Raw genomic sequence first — 15,148 nt, 5'->3', positions numbered from 1 at the left:
AGATTTTTTTTATTATATTCTCTTTATTTTATTTAAATATTTACATATTTTTACCAACTATTCTTATAGTAAATTTCTTTCTTAGATTAAAGAGCTGAGAGCTTTAAACACTAAAATTACAAGCTAAAAAACCATCAGTTATAAAATACTGATGGTTCTCTTTATGCTATTTACTTTTTATCTCCAAATTAATCCGCAGAGCAGCTCAAACAAATCTAGTATTTTTTTCGGATTTTTGCCTGTTAGCTGCTGAATTCTATCTAGTCTATAATTTAACGTATTTCGATGAATATTTAATTTATTAGCTACGTTATTAATATCCCCGTTTTCCTCAATATAGGCCTGCAATGTTTCTATGAGCTCCAATTTATTTCCTGATTTATTTAGGTTGGAAAATAAAGAAACAAGGGATTCTCTATACTCATAGGTTAAATGTATAAAAAACTTAAAGTCATCATAAATATATATCTTGATTGATGGTTTAATTTTAGCACCAACCTCTGCTGCCATCGCCGCCTCTTCTAAAGAGGTAGCCGCTATGTCTTTCTCCCCTCCAATACTTATTTTGTTTACATCTTTACTTTCTTGTAATTCTCTTAAAAGTTCATTATATCTATAGTTATCTATAATAAAAAAAGCTGCTTTGTCATTCTCTAGATCAGAATAATGAACATATTTTTGCTTTATTGCTTTAAAGGCTTTTGAATTAACATCACCATCTACCAATATAACTTTACACTTTTTTCTTAGATCTAATTCATAGTTTCTCGCTCTTTGAAGAAACTCATTATCATATTCCGCTTTTCTATAAGCTAATTCATGATAAAATTTCTCCGTATTTAATCTTTTATTTTGAACTTCTTTATTGATTTTTTCCTGTTCTATCAATAGCTTTGCAGTTACTCTAACTAACTTACTGAATCTCCTAACTTCATCTGGATGCCCTGTAATACCTACTACACCAATTACTTTCCCATCAAAAAATATTGGTTCATTTACCCCCGGCTTCATACCTCCACCTTCAAAGTATACCTCATTTATAGACTGATCATTAATGGCCTTTTTAGCTCCCTCATGAATAGTATCAATACGATTACTGTCTCCACTCCCCACAATTATTCCATCTTCATCCATAACATTTATATTATAAGGAATTACATTCATCATTTCTTCAACAATTTTTTGCGCCATATTCTTGGATAGCTTCATTAACTCACATCCTCCATCTATAAGCAGACATCTAAAATCTTAAACTGCATATATCAAAAACAGAATCTTCCCTCCTTTAGATTATACTTAAAAGTCAACTAAAAGTCAGAGAGATTCTGTTGTAAAATTAATTTTTACATTATATTAATCATTCTTATTATATTCTCAGCAGTTCTTTCTATATTTTCTTGCCCTTTTTCCAGTGCTTCTTCAATTGTGGTTACACCTTTCATAATGCCGAAAATTGAATCAATACCTTTGCTATATAATACATCTATGCCTTCTCCAACTTTACCAGCTAATGCAATTACCGGCTTGTTATAGTTTTTAGCAATTGTAGCCACTCCAAGAGGTGTTTTCCCATATTGAGTTTGGAAATCAATACTTCCCTCACCTGTCCAAACCATATCTGCACTCTTAACTTTTTCCTCAAGCCCGGAGTACTCAATTACCATATTAATACCTTTTTTTAATGTGCCGTTTAAAAATGCCATAAGTCCCGCTCCTAATCCCCCTGCTGCTCCAGCTCCCGGTATATCTAGCACATCTTTATTCATTTGTTCTTTAATCACACTAGCATAATGTCTCAGATTAAGATCTAATACTGATATCATTTCAGGAGTTGCTCCTTTTTGTGGTCCAAAGACATTGGAAGCTCCTCTTTCTCCGCAAAGTGGATTATTAACATCACAGGCTACTTCTATTTCAACATCCTTCAAACGCTCATCAAAATTTGTTAAGTCTATAGTAGTTAGTTTTCCTAATTCTTCTCCACCAAAACCTAGCTCTTTTCCTTCTTTATCTAGAAGTTTTCCCCCTAAAGCTTGAATTACACCAGCACCACCATCGTTAGTTGCACTTCCACCTATGCCTATTAACAATTTCTTTACTCCATGATCCAAACATGCCTTAATCAATTGACCGGTACCAAAAGTTGTTGTCACTAGTGGATTTCTTTTTTCCGCTGCTACTAAGTGGATTCCGCTGGCACTAGCCATTTCCAGTACTCCTGTTTCTCCATCTCCTAATATGCCATACATTGCTTTTACTTCATTTCCTAGAGGTCCAATTACATTTAAAGAATATATTTCTCCACCTGTGGCATCTACTAAAGATTGCATTGTTCCTTCTCCTCCATCAGCCATGGGAACATGTATGCAACTAATATTAGCATTTACTTTTTTAATTCCTCTTTCCATTGCTTCACAGGCTTCCTTTGCTGTCATACTTTCCTTAAAGGAATCTGGTGCTAATACTATAACTAAATCTTTTTTCATATCAAACTCTCCTACCTTCTTTTATACATCTGATCTTCATTTGTGTATTTATTGAATTTCTAGTTATAAAGCTCTAAATTCAGTTATCTTAAAAATCCATATATAATAGTTGCTACAATGGCCATAGATCCACCTACGATAGATTCATATGGAATTAGCTTCATACGTTCATTAATATTCATCTTTACAGAATCTGCCGTTGCATGGAAGAAGTTACCGTGTGGCAAGTGGTCTATAACTGTTGCTCCTGTATGAACCATTATTGCTGCACTTAATGGTGCTACCCCCATAGATAATATTGCCTTTCCAAAAGTTCCTGCTGCTACAATTGATCCTGTTGATGTTGATGCAGTAGCTCCTGCCATTAATATACCTGATATTGGTGCTAAGAACACCCCTGAAATACCTGCTGCTTTGATACATTGTACTACTACTTGGCTCAAGTTAGATTTAGAAATAATACCTGCTATTGCTCCTGCTCCTATTAATATTATTGCAGTTCCTGTCATTTTATTTAAACCTGAAGTTGTATAATCAATAACTTTATTAAATTGTCCCATTGCCAATAATCCTATTAATCCTGCAACAGGCAGTATAATCATAGAGTCAATTTTAATTGATGCTAGAAATTTTATATGCAATATACTTCCGATAGGGTTAAGTGCTAACAATATAATAGCTACAATTGGAGCCACCATTGCTCTTCCAAAGCTTGGCTTTATCTTAGTGGTTGTTACAGCAACTTCTGATTCTTTAATTAGCTCCCCTTTTTTGCTTATCAATGTAGCAACAAAATACGTAACTATTAATCCTACTATTGCTGGTAAAAACCCATTTATCATTACCTGCGCTAAATCTAGATCGAATCCTTTTGCTACTGCAATTGTATTTGGATTAGGTGAAATTATGTTTCCAGCCTTACCGCCACCTATCATAGCTAAAAGTATTGATGATTTTGTAAGTCCAACTCTTCTTGCTACAGATAGTGCTATAGGAGCAACTATAATAACTGAAACCGCAATGAATACTCCTACAGCAGTAATAACCATAGTCGCTAAAGCTATTGCCAAAAGTGCCTTTTGTTCACCTAGTTTTTCTACTATAGTTTCTGCAATTTTTTCCGCTGCACCAGACTCAATTAGAATTCCTGCTAATATACCTGCCGCTAATACACGTACTACTGCACCCATTACACTATTAGTACCGTCGATAACTATTTGCGTTGTTTGAGCTAAGCTAGCTCCTCCTACTACGCCACCTATAATAGCTCCACCAAAAAGAGCATATACAGGGTTTACCTTTCTGAAAATTAATAGTATAGCAATTGCTAATCCCAATATTGCTCCACTCCAATGAATAACTGCCATTATGCTTCCTCCTTAGTAAATTAAACTTTTAATTTAATAATTAACGTTAACGTTTTCTTAATATAATAATAGTGCATTTATACTAAGTTTTATATTGATTATGTAACGATTTTTTTTGTGTATTTGCATAAAAAATTGTAACTAAAGTATAAAACTCAACTCAAGTTATAATTTTAAAGACATATTTATGCGCATAACACCGTACTCAGATGGAGGAATCTTGTGGTGTGTGGGCATGCCTAAAGATAAGCTTTTAAATATATTGATGTGAATGGACCCATCAAAAAATCCAGTGCTAATAATGGGGTCTACCTCTGAATTAAATAAAATATAGGGCTACAATGTCGAAAGGTAACCTATACGCTAGAATATGTTTCCAAGCTTCAGTACGTTAAAAACTTTTTAAATCTACCTTCAGCTTTGGAAACATATCCCTCTGTATAAGTTACCTTTCTAGTTAGTTTCCCTACATCTTAAATTTTATTGTTATGCCAAGCTTCCCATCAAGGAGTTCTGCAGAAATTTCATGTCCCATCTGTTCAAGCAACTGCTTTGATATAGCAAGTCCAAGACCAGTATTATTTCCGTTTCTTGTACGATCCACTGTAAAAAATCGTTCAAATAGATGTGACGCATCTTCTACACTTAAATTTGGCGCATCATTTTTAAAGACTATAATAATAAAGTTATCCTGCTGCTTTAGAGATATAAATACACTTTTTTCTCCATACTTTATCATATTTTGTATCAGATTTGAAAATACTCGTCTTACTGCATTTTCGTCTGCAATAACCATTGCCGCTTTTTGATCTATGTCAATAGCTGGCTCTATTCCTTTATTTATGAAATCATTGTAAAAGGAAGCTATTATGTCGCAAAGTATATTGGGTAAGCTTAATGATTTAAACTCAAATTTATATTCTTTCGCCTCAAGTCTGGATAAATCATAAAAGCTGGTTATTAAAGCTTGAAGAGACTTTGCTCTCTTTTTTACTATATCCATGTATTCTTTTTTCTCATAAATTGACAAACTGTCATCCTCAATAAGTTGAATGTATCCCATTATTGATGTAAGTGGAGTTCTAAGATCATGTGACATATTTGCAATGGCCTGCCTAAGTTCTAAATCTATTTTTTTATATTCAGTTTCTGTTTTCCTTTTTTCCTCTAAGGTTTCATTTATTTCTAAAGCTAACTTTTCTAGATTCTTATCTCTTAATGAGAGAAGTACTTTTGAATTGGTTTTAATACTGTTAATTTTATTTAACTGACATGTTATGCTTTTAATTTCTTTATGCAACAATACATACAGGGTGACAAATATGATTATCATGCTTGTGAGAATAGTAATTGTTAATACTTCCATATATATCACCCCTTTCTTTCTACTTGACTTCCTTCTTTCTAAAGTATACTATACTAAAAATCAAGAATATAATAGTATATATACATCCTATAATGGCTGCAGAAGTGAGATCCTGCTTTGATACTATATTTCCACCTAATTTGCTTAATTGGATTGTAATAAGATTATCATAAACATACTTGAATTTATTCGAAACAAGGAATGCTAATAATTTTACAATTTGTGATGTCATTAAAAATACCCCAGCATATACAAATGCACATATAGTGCTGTTGCTAATAACAACATTGAGAAAAATACCTACTGCTATAGCTGCGATCCAAAGTGGTAATGCTGCTGCTAATCTTGCAATGTGATCTAAGAATATTCCGTGGAACCCATTTCCAAGGCCTAACAATACTGCTGCGCTCCCATAAAATACAGTTAGCATAATAATAGCTGCTATAAAAGAGAGAATAACTGTAACAATAAACTTTGATAGAATCAATTTAGTTCTTGGTAATCCAAAAGTTATAACGTTTTTTAAAGTTTTATTTTTATATTCTTCAGCTATAACCATCTCAATAGTACCTGCCACCAAAAATACAGGTATAAAAACCATATGATTACTAATCTGTATTATCGCACTTAAATTTATACTAGGTATAGAACTTACATTAAATAAAATAACAATTGTTAATAATAAAGCTGATATTATTCCTGTGTAAACCCAGAAGTATGCTCTGTTAAAGTTTCTGTAAAGTTCAGCTTTTATATAATTAATCATGTTTATTCCCCCCAACCAAATTGATAAAATAGTCCTCCAATTGTGAACCCATTTGGCATATGGAGTATAACATAATTCCATTATTAACAATGGCCATTGATATAATTTCAGGTTTATCTACTTTCTCATATAATCTTATTTCGTTATCGCCAAGCACTTCATAATTGCTGCATTTAAGCTGATTTTCTATTAGAGCTGCTGCTTTTTCCGTATTATCTACTTTAATTGATAGGTAGTTTTTGCATTTTTCTTTTAAATCTACTGCTGATATTTGCTCTATAAATTCACCCTTATGAATAAACCCATAGGTAGTTGCCAGCTGACTTAGCTCGCTTAATATGTGGCTTGATATTATAATTGTGGTATTTCTTTCTCTGTTTAACTTTAGTAAAATATCTCTTACTTCTACTATTCCTGTAGGATCAAGTCCGTTTATAGGTTCATCTAAAATGAGTAAATCAGGACTTGCCATGATAGCTAGAGCCAATCCTAAGCGCTGTTTCATTCCAAGGGAAAAGTTTTTGAACTTTTTCTTTTCAGTATTCAAAAGCCCAACTATCTCCAGTGCATGATGAGCAGCTTCTTTTTCTACAATTCCTCTTTGAATTCCATAATACTCAAGATTTTTCCTTGCAGATAAATATGGAAAAAAGTCTGGTGTCTCAATAATACATCCCGTTCTCATTCTGGCTTTGTTTAATCCTGCTTCTGATGTTTCGTCAAAGATTTGAATTTCTCCCTTTGTTGGCATTGTAAGTCCAGTTATCATTCTGAGTAAAGTAGTTTTTCCTGCACCATTTTTACCAACAAGGCCATATATCTCTCCCTGCTTAATCTCCATATTTACATTATTTACTGCAGCATAACTGCGATATTTTTTAGTTAAATTTTTAGTTTTCAGTACAGTTGCGTTCAATTAGTATCTCCTCCTTCTTTGTATACTTACATATTAGAATAAAATATACAAGAAAGCTTAAAGAAAGGTTTAAGAAAGTATTAAGTTTTATCACTCATCTTAAACCCAATGCCCCATACCGTATGTATGTACTCTGTATCTGGGTCAACTTTAGCTATTTTTGATCGAAGGTTGCTTACATGAACATTAACTGTATTATCATCACCTAAAAACTCAGCGTTCCAAGCATGTTCAAATAAATTTGCCTTTGTAAAGACCTTGCTTGGATAAGACATTAAAATTTGAAGTATGGAAAATTCTCTCGCAGTTAGTGAAATAGGCTGTCCATTAACTGCAACTTCCAGAGTTTCAGTATCTAAAGTTAAATTTTTATGTACTAAAACATTCGGTTTCTCATTGGTATTTGAAAATTCAATATAACGTCTTAATTGTGCTTCAACCCTTGCCAAAACCTCATAGGCATCAAAAGGCTTTGATACAAAATCATCTGCTCCTAGTTTTAAAACATCTATCTTTATGTCCTGCCCAGGTTTTGCAGATATAACTATGATTGGCACTGTATTAATTTTTCTTATATACTCTATAAGTTCTTCCCCTGTTGCTCCAGGCAGCATTAAATCCAGTAAAACCAGCTGGAAATCATAGTTATCAAAACACATCTTAGCTTCTGAACCTGAATAGGCACATCTGATGTTGTAACCATTTTTACTTAATATTTTATGCAAAAGATTGTTTATATCTGAATCATCTTCTACAATTAATATATTTACGTTATCTCTCATACTTAAATCTCCCCCTCAGATAGATTATAAACAAAATCTATCAAAGTTTTCCACTTCTGTAAAGTTGATATGCTTTTTTAATACAATAACTGCTTCCCCATTATACAATATTCTCACTCTTTATGCTTACTGTTGTAATATTAGATAGATTTTTTCTCCTGTAGATACTAAGTATGAGACCTACTGCCGCCATCTGTGTTATCGCACTTGTTCCTCCATAGCTTATAAAAGGCAGACTCACTGATATTATAGGTGCAAGTCCTAATACCATGAGTATATTCCATACAAATTCTAATGAAAAAATACACATAAAGCCCTGTATAATAAGACTTCCAAATTTGTCCTTAACCTTTTTGGCAGCTATAAACATACGTGCTATAAATACAAAAACAAGTACTATAACTGCAATTCCTGCTATCCATCCAAAGGTATAAATTATATATGTAAGTATAAAATCATTTTGTACTTGTGGAATAATTTTCTGTGGAAAGGTAAATCCATGTCCAAACCACCCTACTGATTTTATAAGCTTTGCAATTTGAAAGTTAATATATCCTGACCCTAAAGGATCTTGTTCTGGATGTAAAAAACTAAAAATAGCCTGTGTACGGTATGGCTCTGAAACAAGATAATAAATTCCACCTGTAATAAGTATTCCTATTGCAGAAATAATGTATCTCAACTTTGATTTTGTTGCAATCATAAGAGTTAAGAACAATACCATGTAAATCACTTCAGCTATTCTTACTCTTAAAGCTGAATATAATAGAAGTGGTAAAAAAGCCATAATAAATCCACGGATAAACTGCTTTGTATATTTCCAATCCAATTCCTTTAATATTTTAGAAAGAGCAATAGCATAAAAAAATAGACTTATCTCTATGATATCAATGCTGATAACTCCTATATGAATCCAGCTTTTTCTGCCATTAATATAATCTCCCATAAACATTTGTAAAATCAGTATTACTGTAACTACATTATAAATTTTTTTTGAATATCTCTCCAATATTCTATAGTCGAAAAAGTACAATACAGCAATTATGCAGTAACCCAATATATTAAATACTGTATTTTTGTAAAAAATGGTCATATTCGGAGATATTCCATTAGCTACAATAAAATAAATTGAAAACATCCCTATAAATGAAAATACAACTGTTAAAAGAATAATCCCTATCTCTGGAGCTGCTTTATGACTTTCATTTAGCTGCTTTCCTATAAGTTCAGCCTCTCCCATATCTTTAAGAGCTCTTTCCACCAGCTCATTCTCTTCTATTCCCTCTTTCCTTTGTTCTTCAAGCTTTTCTTCAAAATGATCTAATAGCTCTGCCTTTATCTCATTATGTGCCTGTTTATATCTAACATGACTGCAAATTTCATTGATATATTCATCTATTTTAGAGTTATTTATCCCCATACAAACCCCTCCCAAATCACTTTATCTACCGCTGAACGAAACACTTTCCATTCCTCCTGCTTTTCTTTCATATACTCTCTTCCAGCCTTAGTGATCCTGTAATACTTTCTTTTTCTGCCACCATCAGTTTCTGTCCAATAGCTCGCCACCATCCCCTCTCCCTCTAGAGAATGAAGTATGGGATATAAGGTTCCTTCCTTAAAAGTAAACACTCCATCAGATTTTAATTCTATTTCTTTTATCATTTCGTAGCCATACATAGTTTTTCTGTCTAAAAGTGTTAAAATTAAAATCACAGTACTTCCTTTCATAAGCTCTTTATTTATTGCCATATTGTCACCTCCAATTACGATACATAGAAAATCTATGCATCGAATATCTATATATAAATATACACTTATTTCCTATTTATTTCAAGCTTTACTTATTTGATGGTAATTTATATACTTAGAAAAAATTAGAGCTAACCTGATGATTAACTCTCCTGTTATTAAAAAGGTATCCAGTTTGTGCAACTTTATTTTTTCATCTTATCATTTATAAATTTATTATATTGATTTAGTGCTGCGTTTAATATTTTACTAGCTGTAACTACTTCTGAATCTATTAAGTTGCCTTCTTTTAGTTCTATTAATTGTTCTAAGTTTGCCCTTAATGTATTTACGTCTTTTAGTAAATCCTCTAATTCTGACATTCAAAACACCTCCAAGCAATAGTTTTACCGGCTGTGAGTTAAATTAATCATCTGTTCGCAATATAAATTCTAATTTACATGTCCTTCATTTAGCTCGTATAGATACTTAACATATAGATATCCAACTTCGATAATTGACTTAACCAAGGTATTCATAGGGGTACATTTGGCAGTACATAAGAGGTACCCCTATGAATCCCTCTACTAAGTCAAGCATCCAGGTTGGATATCTATATCTTGTTTCCTTGTTTAATAAAAAAATAGCACCAGTATTTCACCAGTGCTTAAATCAATAAATTTAACTTTTAAGGGAATTATTAAGAATAACTTTTTCTAATTCTTAATAACTTAGGATAAAATTATTGTAAACTACAAATATTACGAAACCATGTCTTGTTTGTTAAGTAACTGTTTCTAATTTATTACATTTAAATAAGCACTTAGAGCTATCCAAGTGCTTTATAATATATATTTATTTCCTTTAATTAAAAATAGCCTAAGAATTAATAAAATCAAATTCTTAGACTATTTTTATGTTATACTATTTTATATAATTTACTGTATTTTCTTTCCTTGCAGGTGCTTTGGTCAAATTAAACTTTTTATATCCAAGAGCTACTGAGTGTATTTGTTTGAAGCCCTCTGGTATTCCAAGTTCCTTAACAAATTCCTTACCTTCTTCACTATTTAACAGATAAGCAGTAAATCCAACCCAACAAGATCCAATTTCTAAGGATTCTGCTGCTATAAGCATATTTTCTACTGCTGCTGCACAATCAACTGAAGCATAGTTATTGCTTTCATCACCGGATACTAATATTACTGTTGGTGCATTATAAAACACATGAAATTTTTCATTTTCACCATATTTTTTAACATACTCATTATCTGATTTTCTTGCAATTTCTTTAAATCCGTCACTTAGTCTATCAATAAGGTCCTTATTTTGTACTACAGTAAAGTGCCATGGTTGTTTATTCGTAGCGCTTGGTGCATAAATACCTGCATCTATTATAGCCTTTAATTCTTCATCTTTAATCTGTTCTGGTAGATAACTTCTTGCACTTCTTCTATTTCTTATACTTTTTAAAGTTTCATTCATGTTGAAATCCTCCTCGTATTGCTTTTTTATTTTGCGTTTAGTTACAATTATACTATTATACCTATTGAATGCAAGTACGCACTTTTAAAATATATAGTTACAAAAATAATACTATATAAATAAAATACCCCTTCAGGTTTTAACCTGGTGAGGTATTAGAATGTCCGTATTTCTATTTCTAAGCACAAAACAAAATTCGTTAGTTCAATAACCGCTAGATAGAATGTTTTTAACCCTTCCTGCTTGAACTATCTCACCTTCACTTAAAACTACTACTTTATCCGCTATAGCTCTAGCATCTTCTTTATCATGTGTAACAAAAATTGATGTTATACCAGCTCTATTTATTATACTTTTTAATTCTTCTCTGATTTTACATCTAAGATTCGCGTCTAGATTACTAAAAGGCTCATCCAATAACAGCAGTGACGGCTTTGGTGCCAAAGATCTAGCTATAGCTACTCTTTGCTGTTGTCCTCCACTTAATTCATAAGGATATCTATCTCTAAATTTTTCTAGATTAACTAACGCTAAGACCTCTTCCAGTCTTTTATCTTTTTCTTTACTACTTATTTTTTTTAATCCGAACTTAATATTTTTAGCTACTGTCATATGCGGAAATAGTGCATAATCTTGAAATACCATTCCTATTCCCCTTTTTTCTGGAAGTATAAATAAACTTTCGTCCACTATAATATTGTCATCTATCTTAATTATTCCACCAGTTGGAGTTTCCAGTCCTGCTACTAATCTGAGTACAGTACTTTTACCACTTCCACTTTCTCCTAAAATAGAAACAACTTCTCCTTTTTCTATGTCTAAATTAAAATTCTTTATAGTATCTTCTTTAGAGTTTTTATATTTAAAACTTAATCTTTTAATTTCAACAAACATTATATGTCCTCCTCCTTATATCCTATTTTATAAAAGAAGTAAATGGAACAAAAACCTACAATTATGATTATTAGCGAAGCTATAGAAGCTTCATGAATCATTTCATCATTAGCATATTCAAAAGCCTTAGTAGCTAGGGTGTTAAAGTTATATGGTCTTAGAATTAAAGTAAGTGGTAATTCCTTCAATATATCCACAAATGTAAGAAGAAATCCTCCTAAAATTGCAGGCTTTATCATTTTAAAATCAACCTTGAAAAAGGTTTCTGTTACATTCATTCCTAGCATTCTGGAAGCTTCAAAAAATCTCTTCCCTATTTTTTCGAAACCAGCCTCTATAGAGTTATAGCCTATAGCTAAAAATCTCATGATATAAGCAAAAATAAGCATTACTATACTTGTACTTAAGATTAGCTTACGAGAACTACCATTTATCATTTCGTAAAAAGGATACAAGTTGCGATCTAAATTTATAAAGAATAGTAACACTCCTATTGATATGACTGCTCCTGGAATTGAATAACCTATTAAAGTAACCTTTGAATATATTTTAGCAAGTATGCCTTCACTTATTCTGCAGTAATTTGCAATTATAACTGCTGCAATTACAATAAGAAAAGATGAAAATAATGCGATAATCAAGGAATTAAACATAAGTCCTAAAAACTTCATATTTAAAATGCTTTTATAAGTAAGTAAACTCCATCCAATCAACTGAATAGTGGGAATTAAAAAACTTAAGGTAAAAACTCCAAAGCAAAAGATAAGTGCTGATATAGCTTTAAAGCCTTTTAACTTTTTACGTACTATTGGTCTAACTTTAGTAGTGGTGTAGCTAAATCTTTTCCTTCCTCTTAGAAACCTTTCAACCATCAAAACACAAAATACTAAAAACATTAATATAGCTGACAGTTTTACAGCTGAATCCGTATCCCCCATACCGAACCAAGTCTTAAAAATTGCAGTACTAAAGGTAGGTATCCCAAAGTATTTGACAACTCCATAATCATTCAAAACTTCTAGTATAACTAAACTAGCTCCTCCTATAATTGCACCTCTTGATATAGGGAGAACTACTTGTAAAAAGAGTTCAAAAGAGTTTTTTCCTAGAAGTCTAGCATTTTCTATTAAAGCTGCAGATTGTTTTTGTAAAAAAGACTTTGTAATTATATATACATAAGGGAATAGAAACATAGTAAATATGAATACAGCTCCCTTCATTGACATAATATTAAAGTATTCTGGATTCACCTTTATGTTAAAGATATCTCTTAAGGTCTTTTGAATAATACCTGTGTAATTTAAAATTCCATTATAGGTGTACGCTGCAATATAAGGTGGTATTGCTAGCGGTAATATTAACGCCCACTTAAAAAATTTCCTAAGAGGAAAATCATATGCTGAAATTATCCAAGATAAACTTGTTCCAATTACAATAGTAAATATAGATGTAAATAAAACTAATATTATTGAATTTATTATATAATCTTTCAGAAGATATTGTTTTATATGAAGCCAATTTTCATTTGACTTATTAAATATATTGATGAATATATTTAAATTAGGTAATACTACCAGTAATATAAATATAAAGCTTAAAATCGACCAGGCATTAAAATTAAATTTTAGATTTTTCACTCTATCTAATCTCACTCCTTCTGTAATTTCTAAAAAAAGCAGCCCCTAAAGACTGCTTTTTTAAGTTATTTCCAACCAACTTGATTCATTAGTTCTACTGCTTTTTTATTGTATTCACCTAACTTAGAGAGATTAATATTTTGTGTTTTAAACTGTCCCCAAGATTTTAGCAATTCTGAAGGTTGTACTGCTGGATTTGCTGGATATTCGTAGTTAGCTTCTGCAAATTCTTTTTGAGCTTTTTCACCAGATAAGAATCCTATAAACTTTACTGCATTATCTTTATTTTTGGAGTTCTTCGTAACCCCAGCTCCACTTACGTTTACATGAGTTCCTGTAGTATTTTGATTTGGGAAGAATACTCCAACCTTTTGTGCTACTTTAACTTCTTCCGGGTCAGAAGAATTAAGCATTTTTCCTATGTAGTATGTATTCATAATTGCAACTTCACCTTCACCTGCAACTATAGCTTTAGCTTGATCTCTATCATTTCCTTTTGGTTCTCTAGCCATATTAGCTACTATACCTTCTGCCCACTTTTTAGCTTCTTCTTCACCATTTATAGCTATGAAGGAAGCCATTAGTGATTGATTGTAAACTGCTGAAGACGATCTAACTAAAACTTTACCTTTCCAATTAGGGGAAGTTAAGTCTTCATATGTTGATAATTGCGCTGGATTTACTCTATCTTTAGAATATACTATAACTCTACCTCTTATAGTTAATCCAAACCATTGATTATCCTTATCTCTTAAGTTTTCAGGTATATTCTTAAATATTGTATCATCTTGTATAGGCTGTAATAATTGTTGATCTTTTGCTCTATATAATCTTCCTGCATCTGCTGTAACTAACACATCAGCTTCTGTATCTTTTCCCTCTCTAGCTAATTTTTCAATCAATTCATCTGATTCTGCTTTAACAACATTTACTTTTATACCTGTTTCCTTAGTAAATTCTTCATATAGTTTTTGATCTGTGTCATAGTGTCTATCTGTATAAATATTTACAACTTTGCTTTTACTACTAGCTGTTTCTTTATTGCTAGATTCTTGTTTACTGCTTGCACAACCTCCTAATGCTAATACTGATGCTAAGCATAAAGACATAATTGATAACTTTGTTTTTTTCATTTATAAGCTCCTCTCTTTTATATGTACAAATACTTTTTATTTCTGTAATTATTCAAAAACCTTGTTATATACTAGCTATATCTTTTAAATTTTCTTAATCTCTTCAGTACTTTTCAATTGCAATTGATACTCATTATCATTTCTATTCCCCTTTTATAATAACTGCTTAATATAAGCTTGTCAATGAGTTTTTAGGAAAACCTTATATTTCATATTGAAATACAAAATGGACAGGAACTTATTATTGATATTATAATAAGTTCCTGTCCACTTTGTATTTAATGCTATAATCTTAAACTATCTTGTTATAGCATCTATAATTCTCTGCATTTTACTACTTAACTTTTCATACTCTAACAGCACCATTGATATTACGTTCCAAACTATATAGGTATTTTAATAAAAATGTATATAATAAGCAAATTTTTGCTTAATTCCAATTATAGGTTTTCAACGTGAAAACTTAGTCTATATCCTCTTGTATTAGTCTACCTGTAGTATTATAATAATTGGTAAAAATGCTATTTATCTAACGGTTCTACTCTAGTACCTTGTCTTCTATAAAATGATAGAATAAAAATCAGT

Annotated in this window: 14 protein-coding genes; all 14 read right to left on the bottom strand. The window is 31.4% G+C overall.

The features are described 5' to 3' along the window. Nucleotides 1–177 precede the first annotated feature (177 nt). The gene (locus ACZ5N4_RS09090; protein WP_464209191.1) at nucleotides 178–1,191 is read right to left on the bottom strand and encodes a CdaR family transcriptional regulator; all 1,014 of its coding nucleotides are present in this window, start codon (nucleotides 1,189–1,191) and stop codon (nucleotides 178–180) included. A gap of 152 nt (nucleotides 1,192–1,343) precedes the next feature. Beyond that, nucleotides 1,344–2,486 carry a glycerate kinase family protein gene (locus tag ACZ5N4_RS09085; RefSeq protein ID WP_464209189.1) on the bottom strand — a complete coding sequence of 381 codons (1,143 nt, stop codon included), beginning with the start codon at nucleotides 2,484–2,486 and terminating at the stop codon, nucleotides 1,344–1,346. Nucleotides 2,487–2,569: 83 nt separating this feature from the next. Continuing rightward, nucleotides 2,570–3,853: a GntP family permease gene (locus tag ACZ5N4_RS09080; protein WP_464209187.1), complete on the bottom strand. Its 1,284-nt coding sequence runs from the start codon at nucleotides 3,851–3,853 to the stop codon at nucleotides 2,570–2,572. A gap of 466 nt (nucleotides 3,854–4,319) precedes the next feature. Next, on the bottom strand, nucleotides 4,320–5,219 hold the full coding sequence (locus ACZ5N4_RS09075; protein WP_464209185.1) for a sensor histidine kinase: 900 nt from the start codon (nucleotides 5,217–5,219) through the stop codon (nucleotides 4,320–4,322). A 19-nt stretch (nucleotides 5,220–5,238) separates the two neighbouring features. After that, nucleotides 5,239–5,985, bottom strand: coding sequence for an ABC transporter permease (locus ACZ5N4_RS09070; RefSeq protein ID WP_464209183.1), 747 nt, complete (start codon nucleotides 5,983–5,985; stop codon nucleotides 5,239–5,241). After that, the gene (locus ACZ5N4_RS09065) at nucleotides 5,978–6,901 is read right to left on the bottom strand and encodes an ATP-binding cassette domain-containing protein (protein WP_464209182.1); all 924 of its coding nucleotides are present in this window, start codon (nucleotides 6,899–6,901) and stop codon (nucleotides 5,978–5,980) included. The genes ACZ5N4_RS09070 and ACZ5N4_RS09065 overlap by 8 nt, the downstream gene beginning before the upstream one ends. Nucleotides 6,902–6,981: 80 nt before the next feature. After that, the gene (locus ACZ5N4_RS09060; RefSeq protein ID WP_464209180.1) at nucleotides 6,982–7,683 is read right to left on the bottom strand and encodes a response regulator transcription factor; all 702 of its coding nucleotides are present in this window, start codon (nucleotides 7,681–7,683) and stop codon (nucleotides 6,982–6,984) included. 100 nt (nucleotides 7,684–7,783) lie between these two features. After that, nucleotides 7,784–9,103, bottom strand: coding sequence for an FtsW/RodA/SpoVE family cell cycle protein (locus ACZ5N4_RS09055; RefSeq protein ID WP_464209178.1), 1,320 nt, complete (start codon nucleotides 9,101–9,103; stop codon nucleotides 7,784–7,786). Beyond that, nucleotides 9,094–9,435 carry a PadR family transcriptional regulator gene (locus ACZ5N4_RS09050; RefSeq protein ID WP_464209176.1) on the bottom strand — a complete coding sequence of 114 codons (342 nt, stop codon included), beginning with the start codon at nucleotides 9,433–9,435 and terminating at the stop codon, nucleotides 9,094–9,096. Before ACZ5N4_RS09050 ends, ACZ5N4_RS09055 begins: the two co-directional genes overlap by 10 nt. 185 nt (nucleotides 9,436–9,620) lie before the next feature. Further along, nucleotides 9,621–9,797, bottom strand: coding sequence for an aspartyl-phosphate phosphatase Spo0E family protein (locus ACZ5N4_RS09045; protein ID WP_464209174.1), 177 nt, complete (start codon nucleotides 9,795–9,797; stop codon nucleotides 9,621–9,623). A 541-nt stretch (nucleotides 9,798–10,338) separates the two neighbouring features. Then, nucleotides 10,339–10,899 (bottom strand): nitroreductase family protein, encoded by a 561-nt coding sequence (locus ACZ5N4_RS09040; RefSeq protein WP_464209172.1) that lies wholly within the window; start codon nucleotides 10,897–10,899, stop codon nucleotides 10,339–10,341. 204 nt (nucleotides 10,900–11,103) lie between these two features. Then, nucleotides 11,104–11,793, bottom strand: a complete 690-nt coding sequence (locus ACZ5N4_RS09035) for an ABC transporter ATP-binding protein (protein WP_464209170.1) — start codon at nucleotides 11,791–11,793, stop codon at nucleotides 11,104–11,106. Next, a complete protein-coding gene (locus ACZ5N4_RS09030; protein ID WP_464209168.1) occupies nucleotides 11,793–13,430 on the bottom strand; it encodes an ABC transporter permease in 1,638 nt (545 codons plus the stop codon). Before ACZ5N4_RS09030 ends, ACZ5N4_RS09035 begins: the two co-directional genes overlap by 1 nt. Before the next feature lie 65 nt (nucleotides 13,431–13,495). After that, nucleotides 13,496–14,563, bottom strand: coding sequence for a Fe(3+) ABC transporter substrate-binding protein (locus ACZ5N4_RS09025; RefSeq protein WP_464209166.1), 1,068 nt, complete (start codon nucleotides 14,561–14,563; stop codon nucleotides 13,496–13,498). Nucleotides 14,564–15,148 lie beyond the last annotated feature (585 nt).

Source organism: Clostridium nitrophenolicum, from assembly GCF_055391695.1.
Note: the sequence above shows the minus strand (reverse complement) of the source record. Positions and strands in the feature narration are given on the sequence as shown.